Origin of the sequence: Dethiosulfovibrio faecalis (assembly GCF_021568795.1) — a bacterium.
GTDB lineage: Bacteria > Synergistota > Synergistia > Synergistales > Dethiosulfovibrionaceae > Dethiosulfovibrio > Dethiosulfovibrio faecalis.
Genome location: NZ_JAKGUE010000001.1, coordinates 22,082 through 48,789, shown reverse-complemented (window position 1 = coordinate 48,789; position 26,708 = coordinate 22,082). Strand labels below are relative to the sequence as shown.

The following is a 26,708-nucleotide window of genomic DNA, read 5'->3' as shown; positions in this document are numbered from 1 at the left end:
ACTACAATACGTCAGGGGCGGTCCATACCCTTGAAGATACCCTCTTCGCTCTCGACTATGACGTTTCTGCCCGGCAGGACCTTTTTATAAAACTCCAATTTTTTCATAAAGGGATAAAGGCCCTTGACGGCACGATTGGCGTCGCTTAACAGCTTCTGAGCCTTCATGTCGCCCTCTCCCTTGATCTGTTCGGCCTCTTTCATGGCGGAGGCCAAGACCTCCACCCTATTTCTGTCCGCTGCTGAACGCAGCTTCATGGCCTCGGCCTTCCCCTCCGACCTCAACTGGGCGGACATCCTGTTTCTCCCCGCCTCCATCGAACGATAGACGGCCTCCTCGTTCTCCTGTGGGAGAAACAGTCTCTTGAACTCCACGGTCCTTATGGTGACACCGTATTTCTCGCTCTCCTCCGCCGCGATCCTGAGAGCCTGAGCCTCCGCTTCCTCCCTCTTGAGATAAAGGATCTCGTCGAAGGTAACCTGCCCTGCCACGGCTCTGACGGCGGCATACACCGAGTCGTCCAGCCTCTGTTGGACAGCGGATATGGTTCGGACCCTCTTTCTGAAGGTGGCCGGATCGGTTATCTGGAAAACCGCGATGGAGTCGAATATGAGATTTTTTTTGTCGGCCATCACCACCGAAACCGGATGGGCATCGTACTCTATAAGCCTTTTAGTGTATTTCACTACCGTATCGATGACAGGGACCTTAAAGGCTATGCCGGGATCTCGCCTGGTCGAGACGATCTCTCCCAGTCTGAGTATCACTACCTGCTCGTCCTGACGAACCACGTAAAAGGAACCGTACAGGAGTAACATAAAAAATAGCATCACCCCGACGATAGACACTGTTTTGAGCTGTTTAGTCATCCCTCCACCTCCTCAATCGCCCTTGACGTCTCTTTCGGAAGACTCGATAAACCGGTCCAAAGGCAGAAACTTCAGGGCCTCGGAGGACCGAAGAAACAGGGGATTGATTTCCTTCCACACGTCGGTCATAGTCTCCATCCAGAGGTTCAACTTTACCAGATCGGGATCGACCCTGTAGGCTTCGTTCAAAGCACTGAGCCTAGCGACATCTCCCTCTGCCAAAGCCACCCTTCTAAAGGCGTAGGCGTTGGCCTCGTTCAGGATCCTCTCGACGTCTCCTGCCACCTCAGAGGCTATTTCCTTAGCGTAGCGCTCGGCCTCAAGTATCATCCTCTCCTTCTCCGCTCTGGCCGAGTTGACCGCGTTGAAGGCTTTTTGAACTGCCTGAGGGGGAATAACGTCCTGCAAGGAGATGGAAGAAACGAAAATTCCTGTGGAGAGAGCGTTCATCTTGTCCTGAAGCCCCTTCCTGACCTCGGTCTGGATCGCCTGCTTCTCCTTCGTCAGGACATCGTCCAGGATCCTCGCTCCTATGACCTCCCTCATGAAGGATTCGGCTATATCCCTTATCATCCTCTCCCTCATGTTCTGGTTCTCGGGGATATGGGTTACGTAGTCGACCGGATCGGATATCTGATACTGAAGTACCCAATCGATCTCTATGATCTTGTTGTCCCTGGTCAACATCTTCGATTCGTCGGGTACATCTCTGTACCTGGCGGGAGGACCTACGCTTACCGTCCTGTAGCCGTACTCGAAACGACGGATGTTCTCGGTGTTGACTATCTCCACTACGTCGACGAAGGGGATCTTCACATGAGGCCCCTGGTCCGCGACGTACTTTACCTCTCCCAGACGGAAAAGCACTCCCTGAGAACCGGACGGAACGATGTATATCCCGTCCAGAGCTCCAACCAAGACGATCAAAGCAAGTAAGACCGACAAAACGACCTTCTTCCCCCATGACCGCAGCCGATTAAGAAAGGCGAGATGCCGGGAGATATCCTCCCCAGACGAGGATTTATCCTTTACGAACTTAAGAAACAGCAACAAAGCGACCAAGACCGCCAGCGATAAAATCGATCTAAAATCCACAACGAACCTCCTCTCAAAAGATCTCTAAAGCACATACTCGAACCAGAACAATCATACAACAGATCAAGCCCTGAGAATAAAAAAAAGCCGTCGTGCAAGGCACGACGGCTCAATCATCTGGCGGAGAGGGTGGGATTCGAACCCACGGTACCTTGCGGTACACCTGCTCTCCAAGCAAGCACCTTCGACCACTCGGACACCCCTCCAGATCAACGAGAGGAATTCTAACACGTTTTATCCCATCAGGCAAGATCCTGATAGCTTCGTTCGGAGGAAATTTCCTCCATCCCTTCGTCGCTATATAGGCAGATCCTGTTTTTGCCTCTGCGTTTGGCCTCGTAAAGGGCGTCGTCCGCCATCTTTATCAGGTTGGAGGAATTCCACATCCCGTGTTCCAAAGGCGACTGAACGAAGGAAAAACCGCAGGAAAGGGAGATCGGAAGCTCCTTGCCGTTAAAAACGAACTTTGCAGAGCTTATCCTCTCGTACAGAGAACACGCTATCTCCTTGGCCTCCGCCTCATCCGCTTCGGGAAAAACGAACAGAAACTCGTCGCCGCCGTACCTGCCGGCTACGCCGCGCTTCTCCAAGAAAGTTTCCATAAAATAGCCCAGTTTTCTCAGGACGAAATCTCCTGCCTGATGCCCGTAGGTGTCGTTGATATGCTTGAAAAAATCCACGTCGCATAGGCAGATAGAAAGAGGACGGTTTTCTCTCTGAGCCCTATCAAGGCTCTTCTCTAAACAGGACAAAACGTAACGTCTGTTGAGGATACCTGTCAACTCGTCCGTTCTGGACATCCTATCTATAGCTTCCTTCTGCCTCAAGACTTTTCGATAGGCTTCCACGAGACGAAGTCCTACGGTAATCCTCGCTTCTATATCCTCGGAATGGAAGGGCTTCGTGATGAAGTCATCCGCACCGGATGAAAGACCGTGAGCGATGGAACTTCTATCGTCCATCGAAGTGGTCATTACTATGTAACAGTATCCGAAGTCGTCGTCTCCCTCTTTTTCCCTTACGGAACGACATATCTCGGGCCCCTCGATCCCCGGCAGGACCCAGTCGAGAAACACCATATCGGGATTCTCTTTGAGTATGTAATCCAAAGCCTTGTCGCCTCTCGAACAGTTCTCTACTATGAGACGAGATCTATCGGGGAAAAAGCGATCTATTCCGTCGAAAAGGATGCGTTTTTCAAGTCTGGAATCGTTGGCTATCAGAATTTTGACTACATCGCTACTATCTTCGTTAAGACCGAACAACCCCATCTCAACACCTCCATCATATACGAGACGGCGGCGACACAACCGCACATTTTGAATTATACAACAAAACGGTTGCGGTCGTTGTGCTACATAAATTCTGGTCAGGGCAGTTCGTAGGTATAGTGAGACGGTTCCACCCCTGTATATCCACCGTCAGAGAGAGAGAGAACCTCCGGACTTTTCCGTTCAATAAAGGTAACAGGAAACCATATCACGGCCAATTCACCGCCGAATATAAAAGTCGGGGTAACGTCTAAGTAGGCCCAGCCTCCTTCAGGAGTTCGAACCACCGAATATCCGTCTTTGGTGAGATAATACCCCTCTTGAACCTGAAGTGGAACGACATAGTCGTTATGGTAGTCGGGGTGGGCCAGCAGAGCGGGAGCATTGCCCATCACGGCATCTGCATTCGATGCCAGGAAAAACGATAGTAGCAGAGCGATAAAACCACGGGTCACGGAGATCACTTCCTAGAGATTTATAGGTGATATTCGACCCATCCAGAGAAAACCCCACGCCGGAGCCTGGGCCGCTAAAATAGCGGTATCCCTGTCGTTCCATCTGTAACCGCTCTGCTTGCTCATCTTGGTCAATTCGTATACGTGGCGTTTAAGGGTCTCAGCCGGCGATTCTCCGTCCTTACAGATCATCTGATACCAGCTCTTTCCAGTCCATCCATATAGGACCTCAGGACGATCTCCCTTCCAAGCCAAGGGGATTTTAGGCTTGTGTAAAACGGCTAGGCGATCGACCATTCTTTGCCATCCGGTAACCACAAGGAAGTTATCGTCCACCATCCATCTAGGAGTAGGCCCCGAACCGGAAGACATGACCCCGTTGTTCACGGGAACTGTAACAACAGGGGTCAAGTTGGCCTGCTGGAAGGGAACGACCGAGCCGACAACATAGCCGGTACGGACCAGGGTCCCGTCGTTTTGAGGAACGCCGTAAACCCAATTACCCTCGTTTCCTCGAGAAACGGGATATCCATCGTATGTCACAAACCATCCGGCAGGCATATTGTAAGGACGGTAGACATAGAAACTCATTCCATCGTAGACCGGCTGGGTAACCAGAACGGGCTCCGCTATGTAGGTAACGGCAAAGCCGGAAGATGCGACAAAGACTAAAAGCCCCGACAACAAAGACAAGAGAATTTTTTTCACCATCAGAAAAAGCTCCTTTCTGTTACCACTCCGGATTCTCTAAAAGCAAGGGAAAGATGCCTCTCCACGGCGGAACGGCCCCACCTGACCGAGTTCATCCTCCGTCGAACAGCGTTCTTATTCCCCACCTCCAAAGCCATGTTCTGGATGGCCTCATCCATGGCAAAGGCGGTCCATTCCATAAATTCCTTAGCCCTTGAAAGCTCCGTCCAGAAAGGACCAGGGAGAGAGGGTATCGTTGTATCTATCAAAACGGTCCTCAAGCGTTGAATCTCTCCTGTATCCTTCAAGACCGACGACCTAAAAAGATCCTCGTCCTCAGACCCAGACGCAACATCGTAATAGAGGGAACAAGCAGAGTCCCAAACGGAGACCATATTGTTCCAGTGTTCTCTGATATGGGCATAGACATCCAAAAACCGAGAGTCAGACCTGGACATTTTGGGCAGGCGAATCCAAACCAGTCTTCGCTTTCCCGATCCCTCTACCTCCACTATAACCGAACATCCCTCGGCCAGTTTTTCCTCCACGTACGAATCCATTTCTTCCGCCAACGAGGTATCTTGACCGTCGACGGAGACGATCCGATCTCCAACAATAATTCCGCCATCTTCTGCGGCACTCCGAGATTCTACGTCCTCGACCATCACGGTTCCGTTTATCGTAGAAAACGAAATTCCAGACAGCACCCCTCCCTCAGCTATCGCCACGCAGGGCAAAATCGACACGAGAAAGGCTAGGATAAAGAATCGGATCCGTAGCAAAGGTAATATCATCGATACCGGCACCCTCCTTTCGAATAAGCCACGACAGTATCTCATCGGAGTAACGTGAGGAAGCCACCTGTTCCATAGCCATATCCAGCAATAGATCCACCGACAGACTCTGATGAGCTCTTCTGGGTAGGACGCTGTAGAGATCCTTCGAAGACGAGTAAAGATACAATCTGTACCGTCTGTCGCCTTCGACAAAAGAACGGACTATCCGCCCTCCCTCGTCCCAGGATAGTCTGGTCATAGCATGAATTAAGGCTTTCAAGGAATCGATCATGGAATCCCTATCTCTGGAAAGCAACAGAGCGTTACCGAAGGATACGAACAGCATCTCTCGAGACGAGAAAACCGCCTTAAAAACCGGAATATTGTCGATTTCTCCGTCGGGAGAGATTCCTACAGGATTTTCTCCAAACAGAAAAGAGGGATCCTTCGACCTCCCTCTCTGTATTTCCACCAGTTTTTTTCTGACATCGCTTCCCAGTTCGAGCCAATCCAGACAGAAAACGGCGGAGGAAAATCCGACTTCCCTTTCTCGGTCGGGAGAGAAGACGACGGCCATGGAGTCCACCGGGTATCCGGGGAAAAGGGAGTAGAAATCGGCGGAGACATCCTCCAACCTTCGCCTCTCAGATACGTAGACCAGGAAAGGCTCATCCTTTTCCAGACCACCTACGGCCATCATAGCATTCTGATCCACACATCCGACAGGCAGGGAGTCTTTCTCTCTCCAGCTGTCGTATAATATCCACCCCACACCACCCAAAGTCGACACCACCATGGCAAGGACGAACACGGAGCCCCTGCTTTTAGCCGATAGAATCACCCTGAAGGGAGATAGGATTATCGAATTCAGCCTAGAGAAGAACGTCTTTATCCTGCCTCCTTCATCGACCGCTTCGTTTTCCTGATTTTCGTTTTTCGAGACCCTTTCCGACATGGACGCCACCTCCCCTATTACATACATAAATGTCTCGGCAATGATATAGTGATATTGTAGCCCAAAAAAGTTGAAGAGGTGATCTAGATGAAGGGGTTTTTCGCACTTTTTTACAGCTCGTTTATGATCCTATCGGCGTCTCTTGCATGGGCCGAAACGCCTATTGCCGACAGGGACCTATCGCAAAACATATCCTGGCACTATAAAGCGCTCCACGGAATAACAGGAGATATGGCGACGGACGGAGAAAGACTATTCTTCTCCGACGGAAGCGGCAACCTCTATTGCCTGGACGGAGAAACCGGCAAACTTCAATGGCAGAGGGCTTTCGACGTACTGCTTTACGGAACACCGGCAGTCATGAAAGACAGGCTTTACGTGGGATCCGGAGCGGGTGTAGTGTACTGTCTATCGATCGTAAACGGCACCACCTACTGGAGCAAAAATCTAGCAGACGCTCCGGATAAGCTGGGATCAGGAGGAATAAACTCCTCTTTAGCACTACATGAAAACGCTCTTATAGCGGCCAATCTAGAGGGAAAAGTAGTTCGAATGGACACTCAAACGGGAGAGGAGAGATGGAGGTTCAAGGCCTCCAGAGAAATTCTGTCCTCCCCGCTGATAGCTCCTCCCTTTGTCTACGTAGGCGACCACGCTGGCATATTTCATGCTTTAAGCCTGGATTCGGGAAAAAGAACATGGGGCGGATCTTCAGGCGGACCTATCGATGCCACTCCTGCCTACTCCAACGGGGTAGTCTACTACTGCGGATGGGATGGGGTACTGCACGCCATAAGGGTAAAGGGAGTTACCCCCCTGTGGAGCTTCAAAGCCGACGGAGCAGCTACCACAGACATAGTTTTATCGGAAAAACGGGCCTATCTAGGGACGTCATCCGGAACCCTTTACTGCGTAGGAACCGAAAATGGGGCCTCCCTGTGGTCCATCAAGATGGAGGGAGGAATCGCCGCTTCTCCGATGGCCTCGCAAGACAGGTTATATGTCCCAGAACAAAGCGGCAAACTTCACTGTCTTAACGGGAACACCGGTGAGGAGTATTGGTCAATAGATCTAGGATCGAACCTGGTCTCCACTCCCGTGATCTCCAAAGGAAGTATTTTCATAGGTACCATGGACGGATCGGTCTACTCGATAAAGGAAGGGCGATGAGGAACAAAAATTTTATGGATTTAGCCATAGAAGAGGCGAAAAAAGCCGCCTCTGAGGGAGACATTCCCGTAGGTGCCGTGGTCGTTTACAAAGACGAGGTAATCGGGAGAGGCAGAAACTTGAGAAGGATCGACCACGATCCCACATCCCATGCGGAGATAGTCGCCATAAGGGAGGCAGCGAAAGCAAGAGGAAGCTGGAACCTCTCGGGATGCGAGATATACGTAACTCTCGAACCCTGCCCGATGTGTGCCGGAGCTATCGTTCAGTCGAGGATAGCCAAGGTGGTTTACGGTTGCACCGATCCAAAAGCTGGAGCAAGCGGAACCCTGTACGACATAACCAGGGACACCAGGTTGAACCACAGGTGCGAGGTCATAAAAGGAATCGAAGAGAACAGATGCAGAAAGATGCTACAGGACTTCTTCGTCGAATGTCGAAATAAAAAAAGGAAAACCAACGATACTTCTCTAGGAAGCCCCTAAAAACTAGCTCCCCTTGCAAAAAGGGATTCCGATAGGTATAATTGCTTCCTGTCGAGGAGGAGTGGCCGAGCGGTCGAAGGCGCTTGACTCGAAATCAAGTGAGGGGCTCTGCTCCTCCGTGGGTTCAAATCCCACCTCCTCCGCCACTTCAAAATTTAATCATTCTGTCGACCAGTGACAGCCTACGACAAAAACACCTCAAACCCCTGGAATTCCAGGGGTTTTTTGCTATACTCCAACTGGAGATACGAGGCAAAATTGACAAGCGATGACGGTAAAGGACAAACAAAACCGTACCTATTACCGTACCCCTGCCGAAAAACAGCAATCATCACCGTACCTCGTCTCTGTCTCTACAAAGGAGGCAAACCGTAGTGATCACTGACGTTGAAATACGCAAAACAAAACCGGGCGATAAGGTTATCCGGCTGGTGGACGAAAGGGGCCTGTCTCTGGAGATTCGTCCTACAGGTAGAAAGGTATGGAAACTTAGGATCTGGAAGAACGGAAAAGAGAGCAAAAAGACCTTAGGAGAATATCCTGGGGTCTCCCTCATGAAAGCTCGTCAGATAAGAGATGAGATCAAATCGTCTTCAACATCCCCCACAGACACAACCTTCGCAAAACTGGCCCACGAATGGCTTGCGGTCCGTATGAGACCGACGAAAGCGCCTCGATATATAGAGACTCTGGTCTATAAAATAGACACCCTGCTAATTCCCCATATAGGGGATAAAATCGTCCGATCCCTTACAGCTCCAGAGTTGCTGCAAGTTATCAGGAAAATAGAGGCCAGAGGAACTATAGAAACCGCCAGACGAACTCGCCAGATGTGTGGGCAGATCCTTAGATACGGAGTGGCAACAGGAAGGTGCGACAGAGATGTCGCCGCCGACCTCAAGGGAGCCCTGCAACCGGTCAAGACTACCCACATGGCCACCATCACCGACCCCGCCCGGATTGGGCAACTCATGAGAGATATCGATGCCGGATTGGTTGGACAGATCAAGTACGCACTCTTATTCCAGGCATACACATTTGCCCGACCTGGCGAATTGAGGAAGGCAGAATGGATTGAATTCGACGACGCCACCTGGAAAATACCGGCTGAAAAGATGAAGATGAAACGAGTTCACTGGGTCCCCTTATCACGTCAAACAGTAGAGGTCCTCAATAAGCTCAAGGAGATCTCCGGCAAATCCCAGTATCTTTTTCCATCGATAAGGTCTACGGTCAAGCCGATGTCCGACGCCACCGTTTTAGCTGCTTTACGCAGATTAGGATACACTCAAGAGGAGATGACCGGTCACGGATTCCGTTCGATGTTCTCGACAATCGCCAACGAGCATGGCTGGCCACCGGACGTCATAGAAAGGCAGCTCGCACACGTCCCCAAGAACGCCGTACGAGCCGCCTACAACCACGCCGAATATCTGCCTCAACGACGTGAGCTTATGCAATGGTGGGCAGACTGGCTAGACGAACAAAGAGAAGAGATTAGACCATAGAATAATCGACGGGATAAAAAGTTCTTACATTATATATAGCCCTCCCGAGGAGATCCCCGAGAGGGCGTGTTGTTATCTCGCCTTACGCTCCAGCCACTTCAGAAGCAGTTCCTGTCCGTAATCCAACAGCTGACCTGCGCTATATCCGGACATGGCCACCACAGCCGAAGTGATCCAGATGTTCAGTCCCAGGCCGCGGCAAAGACAGTGCATAACCACTCCGGCAAAACCGGCCGTTGCCATCCCGACCATAAAATCTCTCCAGGAGAAGGACTCGGACCGGTGAAGGCGGCCATATTTAACCGCCGACCCTCCCATGGCCATCAAGGCGGGCGGCAAAAGAAGAGCCAGGATATGACGCAACGTCTCCATGATGTCATCAAGCAAAGTCAGGCCTCCTTCAATCCTCCAGTCCCGCCGATTTCCCCAGCTTCACTACCCTGTTGTGAATCCACCCTCGCAGGAACTTACGTTGCGACATATTCCTATCCGCTAGGCGATCGTACAGCCTCGTACGGTTCATCAAAACCTCAAGGCAGAGATAGCGAAGGAGGGAATAAGGCTTCACGTCGCCGCTTCCGTTCGTCAGCCTGGCGTCCTCTTTCCTCAGAGTCGCCAGTGCCGCCCTGGTCCTCGGACCTATCGCTCCATCGACTGCGAGGACTGTGTCTTTCAATATCGAGTTGAGCCCCTCCTGTAGAAGCTTTACGGCCCCTCCCACGCCGTGGTTCACGGCACAGTCGAACATGACGAGATCCAGCGGTTCCGGCATCCCATCGGCTCCTATAGGTTCCCAGTAGTCGGACCAGTAGATCAGGGCGGCGTCGGCCTTCGATAGAGATCTTATGTCGTTATGGGAGACTATCTTTCTCTCATAGGCGGATCTAAGGGTATCTTCCGTTATGCCGTAATTGGTCCGTCCTCCCCTATCGTCCGGATCGTCCGCATATCCGCCCTCGAATCCCAGGACCACGGAGAGGACTTCAGAGAACCTGTCCGTCACTTCGTCCCCCTCGCCTCCCAGGGCAAAGGGCCCGCTATATCCAATATGTCCCTGCCATGGGTCGCCAGCTCCTCTATCCTGTCCAGCCCCCAGTCGTGACCGAGGCGCTCGTTCAGCTTGTCCACGGCATAGTCCACCAGTCCTCGGATGATGGGGCCGTCGAAGGGCTCCAGAAACCAGGGAAGGACTATCAAGCCATCCAGGTATTCCACGACGGCGTCTCTCTTGTCCTTCGACTGAAGCCCCGAGATCTCGTCCTTCACCTGCGAGGTGGCCAACTCGGCGAACACGACTATACGCCCAACGAAGTCGACCACATTCGATAGGTTCTCCCTTACCTTCTTGAGACTGTTCCACTCGGACAGTTCGTTCATCCGCTCTTTCAGATACTTAGCGTCGGCCACCAGAGTACTCAGAGCTTCCTTGATCTTTTCGACGTTCTCTCTCATCGGGATTCCTCCTCTTTTCGGAACAAAAAAAGGGAAGCCCACGCCGAGCTTCCCCGAAACTTTATGCCGTTCGCTACGCCTCCGGCGTCTCCAATTCCATACCCAACCTCAAAGCTCCCACCATGACGACGTTGCTCTTCGGAGGAGCGCCAGGCGTCTTTATCTGATCCCATATCCGGTCCATCTTCGAAGACAAACCACCCATTCCCGACAACACCGGAGAGAGGTCTACGTCCAGCTGTTTTGTGAAACGTCCCATCAAGACACCTCCATAACGAGAAGATTCACGGTTGCCCCCGCCGAGGAAGACAGGGAGATCTCGCCCAGCCTTCCCCAGGCCAAGCGGTCGAGGTCGAGCCCGTATTTCCCATCCAGCTTTATAGATCTTTCCCCCAGATGGATCTCCGCAACGTCGTCCCCCTCGGTGGCCGCCTGGAGAGAGAGCTTTCTGCAATAGGGGACCGGCAATGTCACGGTCTCTCCGGGCGGGACGGTCACCTCTCCGGAATACAGCACCTGAGAGCGAGGCTTAGGATCGTCGGAGACGACGGTAAGTCCGATCTCCTCGGCGGGAATGAAAAAGGGCACCCGTTTTTCCTCGCCGGGTACCCAGTAATGCCGCCCGAAAGATATCGGGTAGGACTTTTCGTTTTTGTACGTAGGCATGGCTCTACCCTATCTGGAGCATACGTCCGGGAAGATGGACCCGATACCTCTTGCCGTCCAGCCACCCCACGGACCCGACGGAAAGAGCCTCCGGAACCCCCAATAGTCCGGGCAACGCTCCCCTGATTTCCTGAGAGCTGTAGGCAAACAGGTCCGTAACTACCGGTCCGCCGCTGACGGAATCCGTGGGGATAGGAACCTCCGGCACAAAGACCTGCATTGCGACCGTGCCTGACGGGTTGCTGGGAGATCCTTGTACATGGAGCCTTTCTCCTCCCACAGCATGAACCCCGCACAAAACCCCTGAGTCATAGATAGCAGGGAAAGATCCCTCAAGGCCATTGCCTTTTGATGTGTCCAGTGTGATTGCCGCGATCACGCCCGAGCGAATTTCAGCAGAGTTATAGCAAAAGAAAAGCCCTCCCTGGTTTGTCATCACTGTAGGAACGCATGGGAGAGTTTGCCAAGTAGAGGGAAAGACTAAATCCCCCTCGGGAGAAACCGAGCTACTAACCCTGAAGACTGTCCCGGAGACGACTAAAACGGAACAGTTCCTTTGAGAGCCCAAGAAAAGCACCTTTCGAGTTCCGTAGCCCTTTGAATAAACGGGTTCCCATTCGAGATCGTGAAGGGCCTCTACGTTGAGGCAGACGCCAAAACCACTCCACCCAGCCCCGCTAGCATCGGTGTGATTTAACTGTATCCCTTTGAGATACCCGTCAACAGTTCCATCATCGTTCTCAAAATAAGCCCAGTCGTTCCCCGTGAAAGAGATGCTAAAAGGAGCTTCCTCTACATTATCCTTGCCGGAGATCTTCGCCCCGCTTGGAAACGACAATACAGGGGCACCAAAGGAATATATCCCCGAATCTTTTGGACTACTTTCGACGCAAGTCGCAACTGTACATTTACGAGTAGAGGTCGGTCCCGCTGGACTGCCAACCAGGAAACTAGCCCCGTAAGCCTCCATAACAAGCGATTGCTCCGAAGGAATTACGATATATCTATTTGAAACATTGGGGCTTGTCAGCGTCGACTGGGAGCATTCCAATTGCAAAAACTCCGTCGTCACTTCATCCGAGTCTATCTTTTGGGGCAATTTTTCCGGAGCCGTTGCTTGTTCGTATAGAGGGTCTTTCGCCTCCACGTACAGCCCGTCTTTCACCTTCGCCACGATGCGGTAGGGGTATTCCACCCCGTCGTGGACGTGCTTTTCCTCCTTGAGTATCTCCAAACCGTCTATGGCCGCCAATTTCTTCATGAGCACCAGGGGATGACACCCCAGAGTATCGACTCTTTTTACCGCCATTACATTACCTCCCTATTGAGAAATGACCCTGAACCGGGCCGTCAGTACCGAGTTCGGCGCATCGTAGGGCAGAGACGCCCTTAGAAAACACCGTCTTCCGCTCCACTGTCGTATATTGCCTATGGCGTGCCCCCTTTCGTAGGAGTAATCCATACGGATCTCCGAATCCACGGCCGGAGCGGCCCCGAACGTCACCGTTCCCTTTACGTTGTTGAGGGCGTAGTCCGTCACCTCCTGCCCCCCTACCAGCACCTTCGAGACTCCCCGTATCAAAGGCGTGCCGGTGTCGAATATCTTTTTACTCCCGTCTCCAGTTCCAACCAGACGGTTCTCCACGGAGAAGGCCCCGCCCAGCTTGAAAAAAGCGGCCTCCGCATCGTCGGCCATATTGCTCTGATCGTAGGGGTTATCAAGACCGGAGCTCCTCGTCTCGTAATACCCCCCCTGACAGACGGGGTCCACGTAGGAGAACAGCACGGACTCGTTGGCTTCCGGAGGCTCCATTATGTACAGGCTCTCGCCGTCGTCTCGGATCTCGAAGCCGGTCCCCTCCGGTATCTCCACCCCTCCCACCAATAACTTCAACGGCGTCAGACATCTGGACGGGAGGGGAAAGGATCTAGTCACCCCGTCTCCGGCAAATCCAGCCACCTGCTCCATGGTGACTATTACGGCGTTGGCGTCGGTGGACCCTACGGAGTAGGCATAATCGCAGGTAATCACCTTCCCGTCGGCCGGAGGAGTCGAAAAGACAATCAGACCGTTCTCGTGGTCCACAGAGACCCCCGTCGCAGGTGAGCCGTCCACCTTGACCGCCACTGGAGCCTCCGGATGATTCACCAGCGGCTTGAACTGGGTGGCGAAACTGACCCTCGCTCCATCGGCGGTCCCCAGCAACTCGCCGGACACCTGAGTCGGCCTGTCGTTCCATAGACGAAACCCTATCTGTACGCTGGTCGTCCCGGTGTCTATGGCCCCGAAGTCCAACCGGCTCAGTGGATACGCATCGTCGCTCGTTCTCAACTGCATTATCGGCATATCTATTCCTCCCTTTTCTCTTCCTCTTTCCATAGCCGGGCCATCCGGTCCAGTTCCTCCGGAGACTGTCTTATTACCACCGGGAAAAACCGGGCGTACCAGGAATGGAGAGCCATCCTCGTCCACCACTTGCCGAATCCGAACAAAGCCAGCATCGAGTCGTAATCTCCGACGGAGAGGGAACACTTACCGCAACCGAACAGAGCCACTATCGCCCCGTCCTCCCGGGGTCCCAGACTTACCAGCTCCCACTCGGTCGGCTGTTCCAAGACATACGGCGACAACCGTGTATCGCATCTCACCGACAGCCAGACTCCCGTCCAGTGTCGTAGCATCACCCAGGCCGCTCCGTCCTCGTCGACCTCCAGCCTCGCATCTACCAGAGGGACGGTGGGGTCTATGGCCGCCGCAGAAAGTATCTGATGATCGTAGGTCTGCCCCATCACGACCGCCGGGCGGTTTATGTCCTGGGCTTTCTCTCTCCACAGATCCATCCTCTCCACCATGTTCTCCGCCAGCGCCGCCTCGGGGTTCCCCGTCGGCTCCGGAAGAGGATACAGACAGGGCTGGTTCCCGAGAATGGAGTCTATGTCTTCCTGGATACCTCCGCTTCCTCCCGGCCAGGTTCCCCAACGAGCCCAGTAGGTGGAGGGGACCAATCCGGCGGCCTTTTCTCCTACCTCTCCCGCCTCCTCCGGGTCGATCCGGCGCGCCCCGCTCCGACAGACCCCCCAGACTTCCGGCTTGGGGTCGTTGCCGGTGGCCTCTTTCAATTTGGAAAAGACAGCCATAGGCTCGTCTCTGACCGTAGCCCATCCGGCGAAAGTCCAGAAGTAGCCACGTCCGACGTCCACCTCTTTCCACTCCCGGAACAGGGGATCTCCGACGTACAGCCGTTGGTTCGGAATCGTGTAGACCAGCATCGCATTTCCGAAGGAGTCCTCCAGATACTTGTTGAAAGCCTCCTGCACCATGAGAGCGTTGTGGAGAGCGAAGCCTCCGCCCAATCCGGTCAAGACGGACAGGAAAGACCAGTCCGTGGTCTCCAGTAATTTCTGGTACCGTATCCTTCCTACCGGGGCGTGGAACAGACTCCAGTCGGCCCCGGGGAAGTGGTGAACTTGGTAGTTCCCCTGTCCATACGGAGCCACCAGCCGCTCGGCACAGGGCCATGAAACCCGGTTTCTCTCCCAGCGTTCACCGTCGTACTTCCATGCCATCACATCGAGGGCCTCGTCTTCGTAGTTGTCCCCGGTCAGGTAGATCAGGCCGTCGGAAGTTATCGACATACCCTTTCGGTTGTCCCTGTGAGTTCCGTCATGAAAGTCGTTTGAACCGTCGCTATCGCCCAAGCCTTCCAGGTTCGGAGGGCTTCCCCGAACTCCCAGATCCGGCCATTCCCACCAGCCTATTTCCAGAGGCTCCCCCGCCCTGCCCAGCCAGGGGATGCAGAGGTCTTCCGGCTTCACGTCCTGGGAAAAACGCTCTCCTCCCTCGCCTACCGTCTCCACCGGGGAGCTACTTTCAAGGCAGACCTTCTCGTTAGCCGAATGGGACCGGACGAGGCTAAGTTCCTCCGAAGCCCGGATATCTCCCACCTCCGGGACTATGTGCCGCCGCATGGTACGCATATCCGTGATAACAGCCCCGCAGGGGGCCTCGGCGATCAGAAGAGGCCCCGCCGCATCGACCGGTTCTGCTTCTCCGGGGAAACACCATCGCTCCATGGTCTTTGCCGCCCCTCCCAGTTTCGAAGGGATCTCTCCGCAAGACCACCAGAGAGAGACTTTCCCGTCCAGAGAAAGAACCCCGGGGAGGGCCAGATAACCCCATCGGGGAGATAGAAAGCCCTCCTCGATCTCATATAGCCTCGTTTCCTCCCCCCATAGATGTAGGGCATAAGGACCGCGGACCGGCAACAACCGGCCTCGAGGATCCCCCTCTCCCCCCGCTACATGGACAGCTCCGCCTCGTACCGGGATAACCTGTCCCGGTTCTTGCCCCTGGAGCTCTCCGCTATGGACCACCGACAACCCCAGACAGGTGCCGTCGGAGTCGAAGGAAGTAGGCACCAGCAAGGCCCTCCCAGCCGACTTGCTCCCAGCCCCATACAAGACGCCACCGTCCAGCCACAGCCCGCCGAAGGAAGGCTCTGCCATCTCGGTTTCCGCGGCGGGGTCGCAATCGTACCAGGTTACGCCGTAGACCCCGGAGGGACCGGCAATATCTCCGATCTCGAACCGCTCCACTTCCTCCAGCCTGACGGCAAGAGCCGCCCGTTCCAGACCTTTGGAGTTGTCTGCCGCCTCTCGAAGTTTGCGGTACTCCTCCCGCTCCCAGCAGTAGGCCAAACTCAAAGGCGTATAGCACCACCGGCCGAAAAAAGCCGACTCAACAGAGGAGAGAGATGGAACGAACGGAGCCGTGTCGCTATCGTCGCACCGGTCCACCCACCAGCCGGAGTTAGCGGCGTCGGGCATCGGGCAGGGCATCTCCACGGAGACGAAAGCCCCGTCCACGACCAGGCCGCCGGAGACCAGAGCCCAGTCGTACCCCGACAGGACCGCCTCATCGCATAAAGAAAGAGGGGACAGGCCCTCGCCTACCCCCTCTTCTCGATTCCATATATATACACCGCTCTCGAAAAGCCAGATCCGCCCATCCCCCGATACCTCGATCAATTCTCCGGTTTCGTCCGGCTTCCCGGCCTCCCTATCGAGGAGACGGATTTTAACCGTCTCCGGCACGGCGAAGGGAACCCTGCCCAGTACATGGCCGGACAACCGCCCGACCGGCCCCGTGTAGACTCTCGCTTTCGTCATTTCATCACCGCCTGAATCACGCCGCTGGAGACGCTCCCGGGAGGAAGGAACACAAGGGCGTTGTCTCCTCTCTTGATCCGTATGGAGGAGGTACAGCTGACCGGACGACCGCCCAGTATGACCAGAGCCCTGTCCGGCCGGACGTCAACCACCCGCCCGAAGGCGCTCCGGCCCTTGCCGATACTCTCCCTGGCGTAGACGTTGGCGGCGGTGGATCCGGAGTTGAGCAACATCAGATACTCCGGCGGAGTGGTATCCGAAGGCCGGAAGGATATGGAGGTCCGTAGCCTGTCGAAACTGTGTTCCACCGCCATCACTCCTCCGTCCGGATGGACCCTCATGTCCAGAGGTACCGTGACCGTCTCCACTATCCCCCTGCTTACCTTCTTGACCGACAGGATGTTGTCTGCGATGGTCTGGGCTATCGACCTGGCTCGATCCTCCGAGAGATGCTCGTCTATGTACAGCTCCTTCTCAGTCCATATACTCCCGCCTCCGGACATCCCGACCACAGGAGACACCGGAGAGGTTCCGGAGGTCGACCCCGCCAGATGGCGGAAAGCCTTGTACCTGGGACACCTCTCGTACCCCGGAGTTTTTCCGTCCTCCAGATAGCCGCAGGGATCACCTTCGATGTAATCCTCCGAATCCGATTCGGAGTCTTCCGTCGAGTGGACCGGACCGTCTACCGTCTCGACGCCGCTTCCGTCCCATCCCGAAGGCTTCGGCCTCGACGTCCCGGGAGCGGAGACCGCCGAGGGAGACTCTACGACCCCGCAGGTTCCGTCGCTACACAAAAACGGGCAGGTCTCTTCCGACCAGATCCCGTCGATATAGCGGTTTCCACCGTCCTCGCCCGACGTCTTTTTCCTGTATCTCCTTCCGGGCTGAGACAGCGTTCCGACCTCCTCCGAGATGGAGGATCCTCCTGGAACCTGAATTATCCTCATGGAGCCGTCTTGCAGTAGCGTTTTCATCTGAGCCAGGGCCTCCCCGGCCCTGGAGTTTTCAGGGTCGTAAAGGTCGCCGAAAAGCCCTCTCTCCAACATATCCGCCAGTCCGTTGTCGTCGGTCGTCCTCTCTATCCGGGTGACGCATTTACCGTCGTCGTCGAAAACCTCGTCTATCTGTCTCTGCCGCTCCCTCTTTATCATCGTGGTGGTCTGATAGGCCGGAAGCTGTATGTACCTGGTCTGGCCGTCGCTCCCCACCCAGGTAAGAGGGTTCCCGTCCGATCCCGTCACCAGGTCCGCCTCTCCGACGTCTCTCTCCTCATAGCTCCATTCCCTCTCGGTGAGCCCTCTGTATCCGTGATCGTCGTCCCACGTCCAGGCCCGTTCGGTCTTGTGAGTGTAGGGGACGTCGTTTCTTCGCCTGTCGGGATCATACGAGTCGATCTCCACTACTTCCTTCAAGATGTGGGTTTTATCCATGTCGTAGGATCGTCTCACCTGGTATTCCATGACGTGCTCGACCGTCTCGGTGGCTAACCCGCCCGTGGCATGATCGTAATAGACCGCATCGACGGCGGTGTCCTCGATGCTTCCGGCCTCGACGAGGCAGAATCTCCACAGCCGCTGTTCCTGGTCGCCTACTCTTACCACGGAGGACTCCACGTCATAGGAGTAGTTCGACACTATGCTTTTTCTGATACCGGCTCCGGGAAGAAACAAAGTCGCCTCGTATGATTCGACCACGTTTATAGGCGACAAGAGGTTATATCTCCAAGACAGGGTTCCACCCGGCAAGGCGGTGGTCCCCCACTTCGTGATCCGCTTCAATGAACCGGGAGGGGTCGTCCCGGAATACCCGCCCCCGGATCCGCTCCATCCATCTCCGTCGCCGTACCCCGAACCGGATGCGTCTCCCCGGCGTCCCAGGATAACCACCACGCCGGAGGCGTACCCGTCTAGATCCAGATCCCGGGCCTGTACGTCGTCCAGCCCCAAGCCCTTGCAGGGATAGGTTTTACAAGGCCGGGGCGGAGCTATTTTCAGGGTTCCGTCCTGAACCATGTAGGCTACGGCCCCCCCGAGGGTGGAGAGGTCCAAAACGGCGTTCGCCGCCGTCTGGCCCGAAACCAGGTGTCGGGCGTCCACCGGGACGTCTCTGTCCAGAGTCACGTCCGCTTTCAACCCGCACCCCTCCGCCAGCTCGGACAAGACATCTCCCAGGGTGGACCCTTTTATCTGGTGAGGCAGCAAAGGGCTTTTCATGAGCCGGAACCCCGCATCATAGCCGGAGAGGGACCACAACACCCGTCCGTCCTCGGCGTCCCCCAGTTTATCCGCCCGGGAAACCAACCCGTTTTCCATGATCCCCGGGACCGTCCAAGATTCACCAAGCTCCGGAGGACTCCCCGCAGGCAACAGTACCTTTCCCTGCCATGTCCCTATGAGGGCCCGTAATTCTCTTCTATAGGAAAACTCCACATATCCATCCGGCAGGGCCGGGGCCTGTATTTCCCGCACTACTTCACCTCCAATACGACTTCCGCCTCGGCGACGTCCGACCGCCTGGTCCTCGATGTCACCGCTATCATGGGATCTCCGCCGGAGGATCCCTCGACCGGCAGGAAAACCGACCACATCGGCAGGTATCCGACCCATCCGTAGACCACTCCGCCAGATGGATGTATCGACACCGGAATCTCTCTGGTAGTCCGGGCCACGCCGTTCACATCCGCCCGGGGCCTTATCATGTGGGCCGACGCCGGAAGCCCCGATACCCAGGCGGGAACGCCCGAGAGATCCACCGACGCCGCCTCGCCTCTGGAAAGGACGGCGGAGAGTTCCGAGGTCCATCTCATGGCCCCAGAGACGAAAAGGTCCTCCCAATCGCAGAGTCGTCCGGTCTCTCCGAATACCGGACGGTCCACTACCCACCGAGGCGATACGCTGGCATCCGCCTCCACGGGCCACCATAGCCAGCCGAAGGGACGAAAAACCTGCATGTCCTCGGATCGCAGCCCCCTAAAGGACACGTCCAATCTGGTCAGCTTCCCCGCGTTGGTGAGTGCGGAGAACCTGATATCCGGGCGAGTCAGTTGATTCGTCCCCACGCGGAGAGCCTCTATATACGTCATAGGGGTGTGAGGCTCCACCTCCAGGGTCAAAGCATCGTGGGTCTCCTGCCTCGTAACGTTGGCTACCGCCGTCTCGGGCTCTCCGTTCAGGCTGACAGCCAGGCAGAGAGGCGGTTCCCCGCCGCAAAGATGCAGACTTGCCCAGCAGGATACGCTATCCATGGGCTACTCCCCCGCCATAGGTTCGTCTATAGCCAGGCTTCCATCGTAGGCCCTGGTGGACAAAGCCTGTATCTCGTAGGACCGACCGTCGAAAAACTCCCCGTCGACTGCCTTTATCCGGTGAAGCCCCGACAGCTTTATCTGCTCCACCACGTACTCTATTCCCTGGTGGGAGAAGACCTCCCCTACCGTGAAAAACCCCGCAGGGTGAGAGGTGAAATGCCCCTGGAAGGTGGCCCTGAAACGGACCCTGCCGCCGGGGCGACGGACGAAAACAGTCTCCCCCGAGGCTGTGACCACCATCTCGCCGTGGGGGATCTCCTCTATGTCCGTAAGTTCGTAGTTGGCCACCGGGTCGTAGCTCATGGGACCACCCTCCTCAGTACCCCAGATCGAAGGACTTGACTATCCCCCGGCCGATCTCCCGACCGGTCTTGTCCGCATCCTCCGGACGTTTTACGTTGACCGTGCCTATCTGTATCGATATAGGGGCGGAAACCTTGTTGACCGTTCCGCCGAATCCGCCCTTGCCGGAGAAATTCGGCATTCTGCTTTGAACCCCCAGGTTTGAAAGCTCCAGCTTGGCGTGGTAGGCTTTCAGATCTCCCATCAAGGCGGAGCTGAATTTCATACCGGCATATTCTTTTTCTATCCGATCTCCGGTTTTTTTGACGAGCTCGTCCGTCCTCTTCTGAATGAGCTTCATGGCCTCCGTCAGAGCGGGACCTTTTATAAAGCCGTCCTGAATGGCCCCGGTCAGAATCTTTACGATGGAATCCTGCCCCTTGCCCATGGCCCCGGCTATGGAGGCCATAAGAGCGTCTCCTCCCTCCGTTCCCATCTTCTCCATGGCGGATACGAAGGCGGTGGCCATATAGGGATCCTCGTCGGCGAGAGACTTCTTTATCTCCTCTACCGCCTTCAATATGGAGTCTCTCATCACGGCACCGGCCTCTTCGGCGGAGACTCCCAATGTTTCCATCGCCTCTTTGCCGCCGGCTTTTATCTCCACTACACGCTTCTTAAGGTCCGAGATGGCTAAATCTATCTTTCTGATCGGCTTATCGCTAACCCACCTGGCTAGGAGATCGTCGGGGTTATCAAAAAGCTCTTCATCATCGAATAGACTCGTAAGAGACAACGGCTCCTCTTCAAGCTTTTTCATATCATCCGATACGTTTTTGATCTTATCGTCCAAATCCTCGACGGCCTTGGAGGTTTCCTTCAGCGATACACTCGTCTTTTTGTTCTTCTCTATCCATTCCTGAATCGGTTCAGGCAGACTTTCGAGGGCCTCTTTATCTCCCTTCAAGGCCTCTTCGAACCTTTCCAGATCCTCAAGCCCCATATCCAGGCCTATATTCGCCCCGGCACCGCCAAGAGCGAGTTTAAGCTCGTAGAACAAAGCTCCCTTGTACTTGATCAACGCCCGCATCTCGTTGCGAAAGTCCTTGGCCCAGCGGGACAGTCGTCCACTGTCTCCCAACTTATCGATCGTCTCCGATAATGCCGCCCCGCTTTTTATAAGCCACTTAGCGATGAAAGTACCCTCGATAAAAGCCGCCACCTTGTTGAACTTCTCCATCATGTCGGCCAAATCGCCAAAAGATCCCGCAAGGCTTAGAACTCCTCCGGCTATGGACAAAACCTTACCGGAGGCCCACCCGTATATTATGATCTTGGTCAGGCTGTCGGCGTGTTCTATCAGGAGCTCCCAGGGGATCATGTCGGCTATGGTCTTAAACGATCGATAGATAGCCTTCAGCATTCTGCCGAAGGTCTCGCACTGATCGGTGAAGGAGGCGACATCGACCTTCTGCAACGCCTCTTTGAACTCTTCCACTTGTATATTGCCTAACCCCAATCCTTCGAAGAAGGCATCAACCGAACCCTTAAGCACCTGGTTCTCGTCCGCCCATTCGACGAGAACCTCCAGCAGTTCGGCAACGTGGGCGACATATCGAGACACCTCGTCTCCCAACGGCTCAAGGAGCTTGTCTTTCGCGGTATTCCTAAGTGATTGAAGAGACTCTATCAACGTAGATGTTTCCTCGTCGGCCGTTTCGATCGCTCCCTCGGCCTTCGACAAGACATCCACCAACGCTCCAAGCTCGAAGCGGTTCTCCCTGATAGCCGCCGCCATGTCCGGACCTGCATCGGCGCCGAAGTATTTCACGGCCTTGTTTATGGCATCTCCTTCGGTGGTGGCGTTCTTTATGCTATTCGTAAGGTCCTTCCATCCCTGAACCAGATTCCGGACACCGCTTCGGGTCATGTTGGTTATCGCCTGGCCAAGACCGGAGAGGGCCTTTTCGGTGCTGACCCCTTCCTTTTCCCACTTGCCCAACAACCCGAGAGCCTCCTCCAGGGAGAAACCCAGCTGCCTGAACTTGGTTCCATAGGTAACGGCCTTCTCCGCCAGGTTTTCTATGGAAGCCCCCGTCGATCTGGACGCAACGAACAGCGCATCCAGCGCCTCGGTCTGTTTATCCGTCGAGATGGACCAGTCTCCGAAGAGCCTGGAACCCAGACGAACCGCGTTGTTGAGATCCACTCCGGTGACGTCCGACAGGGACAGATACTGCTGGGTCAGTTTCTCCAGAGCCTCACCGGCGGCCCCGGTCGCCACCCGAACAGCCGCCAGAGCCTGGGCCACCTCTCCGTATCCGGACACCGGGTTTTCCCTGAAAAGCCTTCTGACGATGTCCTCGTATTCTTTCAGGGCCTCTTCGCCTTCTCCGGTTTTCTGGACGACGACCGCCATGGCCTCCTCGAGGTCCTGAGCCACCGAGAAAGCGGCCAATCCGGTTCCCGCGGCGGCGGCTTTGGCCGCAAGGCCTGCCGCCACCAGCCCCTTCATAGCCGGATCGAAGACCTTCCCTACCGACTGGCCGTAGGTCTCCAGGCGGTGACCGTTCAGATAGAGGGTTTTCTGCAATCTGTCGAAGGCGCTCACGGCCTGATCTACACGAGCCCCTACGTTTATCTGTACGTCCCGCTTGGACAAAAGATCACCTCCGGAGAGAAATAAAAAAAAGCCGCCCCTGAGGGACGACTTTAATCAGGATTGGTCAACCTCTACTCCACCATGGCAGTTATACCGAAGTGATCCATAAACCACTCCCTGCCTCTTTCGTTGTACACGAAGGTGTTGACCTCCTTGCTGGAATAGCGGGACTTGCTTCTTATCCAGTAGCCGTATTCTCCGTCCTCCCCCGCCGGGCTCTTCAGATGATGGGACTTGGACACCTTCCCCACCACCTGGGCGGATACTCCACACTCCTTCCCTATATCGGTGGCCGAGTACATCGGCTCGGCGGATCTGGGAAGCAGACGGGTCAGATCGGCGTCTGTAACCAGCTCGCCGTACTTGGCCATAAAGACGGTCTTGGACTCTTTGGTCATGACGTCCCTGAAGGCGTCCATGCCCTTCAGGATCATCTTGGCCATTCGACAGTTGGCGTTTCGCTCCATGATGGCGAGACGTTTCTCCGCAAGCTCTTCCTTTCTGCCGTTCTTGGATGGATCGACGCCGGGAAGAGCGTAGCTCCCGGTTTTTCGTATGGTCGGCAGAAGCTCGTGGGTAACCCAGCGTTTGAATCGTTTGGCCTCTGGCTTGTTCGACCGCATGATCAGCGTGTAGAGACCGGATTCGGAAATAACAGACATTGCCTGGTCTCCTCCGGGGGTGCTCAAAATTTGAGTACCCTTTTCGTCTGCGTCCAAAGCCCTCAGAGCGCTATCTACTCGCGAAATCTCCAAAACCTCACACACATCCTTAGCCACCCACCAAGGATTACCGTCTATAAAGACAATCCTTACGGGCTTCCGCTCGAACTCGAATAACCTCAAATCAGAATCACCAGCTACGGGATTAACCTCCAACACGTCTATCATCTCTTCTGCCTCCCTTCGGCTCTCTGCGGCACGAAAAAAATCGAAAACGGACCTTATCTCGCCTTTCTCGTCGTTTCTTTCCATCACGGCGACGGTTTCCGATAGATCGACGGAACGCCCCTGTACCTCCATCCGATTTACGTAAAGCCATGCCACATACACGACCCAGCCATAAAAAGTTCTCTTATCGACGTTTTCAGGCAGATCACGCAACCCCGACGATCTATACGAAAAAACGTCATCTACAGCCCTTTTTATCAATTCCCGGCCTTGAACATTCTTACTTCCTGCTTTTTCCTTAATTTCGAGCATAAAAAAAGCCCCCTTACGTCCATAGGGACAGGGAGCCATCTACATGGTACAATTAACCCATGTGAGGGCTTTGCCCCTTGCTGTTGGGCCCGAGTAACCGTCTCCGCCAAGATGATCGGTTATTCGGGTTTTTTCTTCTCCTCAATGTAGTAAACCATGAATCGTTCCAAAACATCGTTCATTTTTTCATCCCGCTCGACGCACGCCAACTTGAATTGCTTCTGGATATCGGAGTCAATCGTCGTGGTAAATGATTTTCGCTTTCCCAAATTATCACCTCCACAAAGAGAGTATCACATGTTTATACGTTTAGCAATGCCACACTTTCAAAGGGGCTTATCCCGTCAAATTGGATTGTTCTAACAAAGGAGGTCCATCACAATGAGCCGTATTCTTGAAGAAATGCACGAAACAGCTCGTGACCTGTACGAAGCGGGGAGCTTTTCCGAAAACCAGATGCAAAACTTCGACGTGATGTGCCTCCCGAAGGTTCCCAACGACTCCCCTGAAGACACCAAATATACTCGTAAAAGAGAATCCCTTCGCCATCTTTAAAGCCAAGAGAAACCTTCACGATGTTTTCCTTCTACAAAGCCCAGGGAGATAGATATTACCCTCAACAAAAAAGGCCCCTCATCTGAGGGACCTTTCATTTCGCTATTTCAATTAGAGCTCTGCCAACCACGGCCGCTCCACCGGTATAAATTAGGAAAACGAGCCCGACAAGCACGAACAACACCGAGGCGACAAACCCCTGCAAAACACCGTATATAAAACCATGTGCCTTGTGGTTACGGATGAAATCCGCCTCTTGTTTTCGTTTCGCCTCTTCCAGCTCTTGTCCTACGACCTCATCAAGAAATAGTTGAGCAAGCGCCGTTGCTCTATCCTTATAAAACCCAACCTGGGAGTTGCTTTGAGATAGGTCTACAAACGGAGCCAAGTCCTCGTCAGTAACGTCGGCACCTCCGTTTTTCGACTTTATCTTCGCTATTTCCTCACGTTTTTGGTTTTTATATATCGAGTAAGCGATATGGCCGAGAATATCGTTCTCGTCCTTTACAAGCTTATCGTAGATGAAATTGAACTGCTTGCGAGACATGCAGCCTATCGACTTTCCGAGCGATCCAACGCCTTGGACGCAGCTCTAAAAGCTCTGTCGATCTCCTCCTGCGTTTTTTCCGTTCTCACAGTAGGGCAAGACACAGGACAAGCTCCAGAGCGGACACGCTCCGCAGCGAGTAAAACGACACTTCGGCTGAAACATGCTTTTCTCTTCATGGAACTCTCCTCCCTTCCGATGCCTACTAATTATACGATAGTGTCGTAGCATCGACAACATTCCACCCCTACATCCCCGCAACCCCATCCTTTACCAGGTCCTCTATCGTCCGTCGCTTTCCCTTGCCCCGCTCTTCGTCGGGGTCCAGGATTTCCTGTGCGGCCTCGATAAAGCCCACGAACTGCCAGTAGGTCCAGCGATGGAACATGGTCTCCTCGTCTATTCCGAAGTTACGCCTCATATGAAGGCAGAACTTCGGCCATGCCAGAGGATCCCCCTCCGAGTCGTCCGCTCCGTCCTCGCCGTGGGTCTTGAGATCCTCCAATATATCCGGCACCTTGTTGACCTCCCAGACTATGGCCAATAGACCGGACTTCACATCGGCATCCTCCGCCGGAATGGAATCCGCCGTAGGGAAGGCATCCATCAATATAGGGTCCAGAACCCTCCGTTCTGCAAGCAAGGCATCCATGGCCTCTCTGCCGTCTTCGGGAATCTCGCCGTCGCACAGCTCCCTTATGGACACGACGAGGGCGGAAACGTCCGCCCTCGTCAGATACCGCAGTTTATGAGGCCGCCCGCCTATGGTAACGACCAACCGGGCAGGCTCGGGGAAATGGCGCATCACCAGCCCCCTCCGGGAACCGCCTCCGCCGGCACATCCATAACCGTCATAAGCTGACGCCCCGCCGGTTTCGTGCTGTCCGCTATGGCCGTAACCTCCACGGCCAGAGGCGACTCGGAAGCCTCCTTGAACGCCATGGAGAAGTTACCCTTCACCTTGCCCTTCCATATCCGGACGTGACGATACTTTCCGTCTCTGCGCTTGTGATAGAAATCGACCCGGAAAGTCTTGTCCGTCGAGGTTCCGCCGCCGACGCCGAACCCTTTGCTTTCGTAGGTTTTATACGTGTAGCACGCCTTGACGTCGTCGCCGTCGGCTATCTTGGCGGAGTCGGGCACTCTGTAGATGGTTCCGTTCAACCGGTCCAGATAATAGTCCACTCCCTCGGTCAAAGCCGTGCCGTCCACGGTGGTTACCGTGGCGTCCCCCTCCACCCTGCCCTTGCCGAGCATGGTATGGACGGAATCGAACAGCGTCACAAGCTCGTCGGCGACGGTGGCGGTTCCGGCGTTTTCTGTTACCGGATCGTATTCCGGCATCAGACGGCAGACCATATCCAGGTTCGTCTCCAGCAGATTGAAGCTCAGGGTCAGCTCCTCACTGACCAGAGCAGAAAGGACCACCGTCGCCGGGAACCCGGCTTTCAGCTCGTACATCTCCTTTCCGTGCTCGAAGGTCAGATCGTCCTTCAGCTGACCGACATCCTCGCCGTCGAGGAACATGCGGCCGGATCCCAGAACTATATCGTTGGAATTCCTTACGTTCGCCATTCCTATCGCCCCTC

At 54.8% G+C, this 26,708-nt stretch carries 27 protein-coding genes and 2 tRNA genes; 5 read left to right on the top strand and 24 right to left on the bottom strand.

Translation table 11 applies throughout. The features are described 5' to 3' along the window. Window positions 1-11: 11 nt before the first annotated feature. From hflC to L2W58_RS00280, 8 genes are all read right to left on the bottom strand, one after another. Window positions 12-869, bottom strand: coding sequence for a protease modulator HflC (gene hflC / locus L2W58_RS00315; protein ID WP_236100952.1), 858 nt, complete (start codon window positions 867-869; stop codon window positions 12-14). 12 nt (window positions 870-881) lie between these two features. After that, a complete protein-coding gene (gene hflK / locus L2W58_RS00310) occupies window positions 882-1,964 on the bottom strand; it encodes an FtsH protease activity modulator HflK (protein WP_236100951.1) in 1,083 nt (360 codons plus the stop codon). Window positions 1,965-2,082: 118 nt separating this feature from the next. Next, a tRNA-Ser gene (locus tag L2W58_RS00305) sits at window positions 2,083-2,170 on the bottom strand. A 36-nt stretch (window positions 2,171-2,206) separates the two neighbouring features. Further along, window positions 2,207-3,235, bottom strand: a complete 1,029-nt coding sequence (locus L2W58_RS00300; protein WP_236100949.1) for a GGDEF domain-containing response regulator — start codon at window positions 3,233-3,235, stop codon at window positions 2,207-2,209. Window positions 3,236-3,333: 98 nt separating this feature from the next. Then, the gene (locus tag L2W58_RS00295; RefSeq protein WP_236100948.1) at window positions 3,334-3,690 is read right to left on the bottom strand and encodes a hypothetical protein; all 357 of its coding nucleotides are present in this window, start codon (window positions 3,688-3,690) and stop codon (window positions 3,334-3,336) included. Window positions 3,691-3,702: 12 nt separating this feature from the next. Then, complete coding sequence (locus L2W58_RS00290) at window positions 3,703-4,401, bottom strand: hypothetical protein (RefSeq protein ID WP_236100946.1); 699 nt, start codon at window positions 4,399-4,401, stop codon at window positions 3,703-3,705. Next, window positions 4,401-5,108 carry a PDZ domain-containing protein gene (locus tag L2W58_RS00285; RefSeq protein WP_236100945.1) on the bottom strand — a complete coding sequence of 236 codons (708 nt, stop codon included), beginning with the start codon at window positions 5,106-5,108 and terminating at the stop codon, window positions 4,401-4,403. The genes L2W58_RS00290 and L2W58_RS00285 overlap by 1 nt, the downstream gene beginning before the upstream one ends. Next, window positions 5,095-6,111: a hypothetical protein gene (locus tag L2W58_RS00280; RefSeq protein WP_236100943.1), complete on the bottom strand. Its 1,017-nt coding sequence runs from the start codon at window positions 6,109-6,111 to the stop codon at window positions 5,095-5,097. The genes L2W58_RS00285 and L2W58_RS00280 overlap by 14 nt, the downstream gene beginning before the upstream one ends. A gap of 87 nt (window positions 6,112-6,198) precedes the next feature. Between L2W58_RS00280 and L2W58_RS00275 the strand changes: the two genes are divergently transcribed. The 4 genes from L2W58_RS00275 to L2W58_RS00260 all read left to right on the top strand — a co-directional run bounded on the left by L2W58_RS00275 (window position 6,199) and on the right by L2W58_RS00260 (window position 9,274). Beyond that, on the top strand, window positions 6,199-7,281 hold the full coding sequence (locus L2W58_RS00275) for an outer membrane protein assembly factor BamB family protein (RefSeq protein WP_236100942.1): 1,083 nt from the start codon (window positions 6,199-6,201) through the stop codon (window positions 7,279-7,281). A gap of 14 nt (window positions 7,282-7,295) precedes the next feature. Next, the gene (tadA, locus tag L2W58_RS00270; protein ID WP_236100941.1) at window positions 7,296-7,766 is read left to right on the top strand and encodes a tRNA adenosine(34) deaminase TadA; all 471 of its coding nucleotides are present in this window, start codon (window positions 7,296-7,298) and stop codon (window positions 7,764-7,766) included. A 55-nt stretch (window positions 7,767-7,821) separates the two neighbouring features. Continuing rightward, a tRNA-Ser gene (locus L2W58_RS00265) sits at window positions 7,822-7,912 on the top strand. A 228-nt stretch (window positions 7,913-8,140) separates the two neighbouring features. After that, window positions 8,141-9,274, top strand: a complete 1,134-nt coding sequence (locus L2W58_RS00260) for a tyrosine-type recombinase/integrase (protein WP_236100940.1) — start codon at window positions 8,141-8,143, stop codon at window positions 9,272-9,274. A 72-nt stretch (window positions 9,275-9,346) separates the two neighbouring features. Here L2W58_RS00260 and L2W58_RS00255 read toward each other — a convergent pair whose 3' ends face one another. From L2W58_RS00255 to L2W58_RS00195, 13 genes are all read right to left on the bottom strand, one after another. Then, window positions 9,347-9,661: a phage holin family protein gene (locus L2W58_RS00255; protein ID WP_236100938.1), complete on the bottom strand. Its 315-nt coding sequence runs from the start codon at window positions 9,659-9,661 to the stop codon at window positions 9,347-9,349. 13 nt (window positions 9,662-9,674) lie between these two features. Continuing rightward, window positions 9,675-10,277 (bottom strand): glycoside hydrolase family 108 protein, encoded by a 603-nt coding sequence (locus tag L2W58_RS00250; RefSeq protein WP_236100937.1) that lies wholly within the window; start codon window positions 10,275-10,277, stop codon window positions 9,675-9,677. After that, entirely contained in the window at window positions 10,274-10,726 is a 453-nt protein-coding gene (locus L2W58_RS00245) for a hypothetical protein (protein WP_236100936.1), read from the bottom strand. Before L2W58_RS00245 ends, L2W58_RS00250 begins: the two co-directional genes overlap by 4 nt. A 73-nt stretch (window positions 10,727-10,799) precedes the next feature. Continuing rightward, window positions 10,800-10,985, bottom strand: coding sequence for a hypothetical protein (locus tag L2W58_RS00240; protein WP_236100935.1), 186 nt, complete (start codon window positions 10,983-10,985; stop codon window positions 10,800-10,802). Further along, a complete protein-coding gene (locus L2W58_RS00235; RefSeq protein ID WP_236100934.1) occupies window positions 10,985-11,314 on the bottom strand; it encodes a hypothetical protein in 330 nt (109 codons plus the stop codon). The genes L2W58_RS00240 and L2W58_RS00235 overlap by 1 nt, the downstream gene beginning before the upstream one ends. 82 nt (window positions 11,315-11,396) lie before the next feature. After that, on the bottom strand, window positions 11,397-12,653 hold the full coding sequence (locus L2W58_RS00230; protein WP_420827979.1) for a hypothetical protein: 1,257 nt from the start codon (window positions 12,651-12,653) through the stop codon (window positions 11,397-11,399). A gap of 60 nt (window positions 12,654-12,713) precedes the next feature. After that, window positions 12,714-13,772 carry a hypothetical protein gene (locus tag L2W58_RS00225; RefSeq protein WP_236100932.1) on the bottom strand — a complete coding sequence of 353 codons (1,059 nt, stop codon included), beginning with the start codon at window positions 13,770-13,772 and terminating at the stop codon, window positions 12,714-12,716. Further along, entirely contained in the window at window positions 13,742-16,561 is a 2,820-nt protein-coding gene (locus tag L2W58_RS00220; protein WP_236100931.1) for a hypothetical protein, read from the bottom strand. The genes L2W58_RS00225 and L2W58_RS00220 overlap by 31 nt, the downstream gene beginning before the upstream one ends. Then, a complete protein-coding gene (locus tag L2W58_RS00215) occupies window positions 16,558-19,032 on the bottom strand; it encodes a hypothetical protein (protein WP_236100930.1) in 2,475 nt (824 codons plus the stop codon). Before L2W58_RS00215 ends, L2W58_RS00220 begins: the two co-directional genes overlap by 4 nt. Beyond that, window positions 19,032-19,808: a hypothetical protein gene (locus L2W58_RS00210; RefSeq protein ID WP_236100929.1), complete on the bottom strand. Its 777-nt coding sequence runs from the start codon at window positions 19,806-19,808 to the stop codon at window positions 19,032-19,034. Before L2W58_RS00210 ends, L2W58_RS00215 begins: the two co-directional genes overlap by 1 nt. Window positions 19,809-19,811: 3 nt before the next feature. Next, window positions 19,812-20,174: a hypothetical protein gene (locus tag L2W58_RS00205; RefSeq protein WP_236100927.1), complete on the bottom strand. Its 363-nt coding sequence runs from the start codon at window positions 20,172-20,174 to the stop codon at window positions 19,812-19,814. Between the two features lie 13 nt (window positions 20,175-20,187). Continuing rightward, window positions 20,188-22,815, bottom strand: a complete 2,628-nt coding sequence (locus L2W58_RS00200) for a phage tail tape measure protein (RefSeq protein WP_236100926.1) — start codon at window positions 22,813-22,815, stop codon at window positions 20,188-20,190. A 71-nt stretch (window positions 22,816-22,886) separates the two neighbouring features. Next, window positions 22,887-23,861, bottom strand: a complete 975-nt coding sequence (locus L2W58_RS00195; RefSeq protein ID WP_236100925.1) for a BRO-N domain-containing protein — start codon at window positions 23,859-23,861, stop codon at window positions 22,887-22,889. Between the two features lie 537 nt (window positions 23,862-24,398). On the opposite strand from L2W58_RS00195, the gene L2W58_RS00190 reads away from it, so the two are divergent. Next, window positions 24,399-24,572, top strand: a complete 174-nt coding sequence (locus tag L2W58_RS00190; protein ID WP_236100923.1) for a hypothetical protein — start codon at window positions 24,399-24,401, stop codon at window positions 24,570-24,572. A 94-nt stretch (window positions 24,573-24,666) separates the two neighbouring features. Here the strand turns inward: L2W58_RS00190 and L2W58_RS00185 are convergent, their stop codons facing one another. The 3 genes from L2W58_RS00185 to L2W58_RS00175 form a co-directional block, all read right to left on the bottom strand. Continuing rightward, window positions 24,667-25,119 (bottom strand): hypothetical protein, encoded by a 453-nt coding sequence (locus L2W58_RS00185; RefSeq protein ID WP_236100921.1) that lies wholly within the window; start codon window positions 25,117-25,119, stop codon window positions 24,667-24,669. Between the two features lie 247 nt (window positions 25,120-25,366). Beyond that, window positions 25,367-25,924, bottom strand: coding sequence for a hypothetical protein (locus L2W58_RS00180; RefSeq protein WP_236101333.1), 558 nt, complete (start codon window positions 25,922-25,924; stop codon window positions 25,367-25,369). Continuing rightward, entirely contained in the window at window positions 25,924-26,694 is a 771-nt protein-coding gene (locus tag L2W58_RS00175) for a hypothetical protein (RefSeq protein WP_236100920.1), read from the bottom strand. The genes L2W58_RS00180 and L2W58_RS00175 overlap by 1 nt, the downstream gene beginning before the upstream one ends. Between the last annotated feature and the right edge of the window lie 14 nt (window positions 26,695-26,708).

Excerpts from the sequence above, each read along its gene's own strand:
- hflC (WP_236100952.1), bottom strand. The coding sequence starts at position 869 with ATGACTAAACAGCTCAAAACAGTGTCTATCGTCGGGGTGATGCTATTT.
- L2W58_RS00300 (WP_236100949.1), bottom strand. The coding sequence starts at position 3,235 with ATGGGGTTGTTCGGTCTTAACGAAGATAGTAGCGATGTAGTCAAAATT.
- L2W58_RS00290 (WP_236100946.1), bottom strand. The coding sequence starts at position 4,401 with ATGGTGAAAAAAATTCTCTTGTCTTTGTTGTCGGGGCTTTTAGTCTTT.
- L2W58_RS00280 (WP_236100943.1), bottom strand. The coding sequence starts at position 6,111 with ATGTCGGAAAGGGTCTCGAAAAACGAAAATCAGGAAAACGAAGCGGTC.
- L2W58_RS00275 (WP_236100942.1), top strand. The coding sequence starts at position 6,199 with ATGAAGGGGTTTTTCGCACTTTTTTACAGCTCGTTTATGATCCTATCG.
- tadA (WP_236100941.1), top strand. The coding sequence starts at position 7,296 with ATGGATTTAGCCATAGAAGAGGCGAAAAAAGCCGCCTCTGAGGGAGAC.
- L2W58_RS00245 (WP_236100936.1), bottom strand. The coding sequence starts at position 10,726 with ATGAGAGAGAACGTCGAAAAGATCAAGGAAGCTCTGAGTACTCTGGTG.
- L2W58_RS00240 (WP_236100935.1), bottom strand. The coding sequence starts at position 10,985 with ATGGGACGTTTCACAAAACAGCTGGACGTAGACCTCTCTCCGGTGTTG.
- L2W58_RS00230 (WP_420827979.1), bottom strand. The coding sequence starts at position 12,653 with ATGAAGAAATTGGCGGCCATAGACGGTTTGGAGATACTCAAGGAGGAA.
- L2W58_RS00225 (WP_236100932.1), bottom strand. The coding sequence starts at position 13,772 with ATGGAAAGAGGAAGAGAAAAGGGAGGAATAGATATGCCGATAATGCAG.
- L2W58_RS00220 (WP_236100931.1), bottom strand. The coding sequence starts at position 16,561 with ATGACGAAAGCGAGAGTCTACACGGGGCCGGTCGGGCGGTTGTCCGGC.
- L2W58_RS00210 (WP_236100929.1), bottom strand. The coding sequence starts at position 19,808 with ATGGATAGCGTATCCTGCTGGGCAAGTCTGCATCTTTGCGGCGGGGAA.
- L2W58_RS00205 (WP_236100927.1), bottom strand. The coding sequence starts at position 20,174 with ATGAGCTACGACCCGGTGGCCAACTACGAACTTACGGACATAGAGGAG.
- L2W58_RS00190 (WP_236100923.1), top strand. The coding sequence starts at position 24,399 with ATGAGCCGTATTCTTGAAGAAATGCACGAAACAGCTCGTGACCTGTAC.
- L2W58_RS00185 (WP_236100921.1), bottom strand. The coding sequence starts at position 25,119 with ATGTCTCGCAAGCAGTTCAATTTCATCTACGATAAGCTTGTAAAGGAC.
- L2W58_RS00180 (WP_236101333.1), bottom strand. The coding sequence starts at position 25,924 with ATGCGCCATTTCCCCGAGCCTGCCCGGTTGGTCGTTACCATAGGCGGG.
- L2W58_RS00175 (WP_236100920.1), bottom strand. The coding sequence starts at position 26,694 with ATGGCGAACGTAAGGAATTCCAACGATATAGTTCTGGGATCCGGCCGC.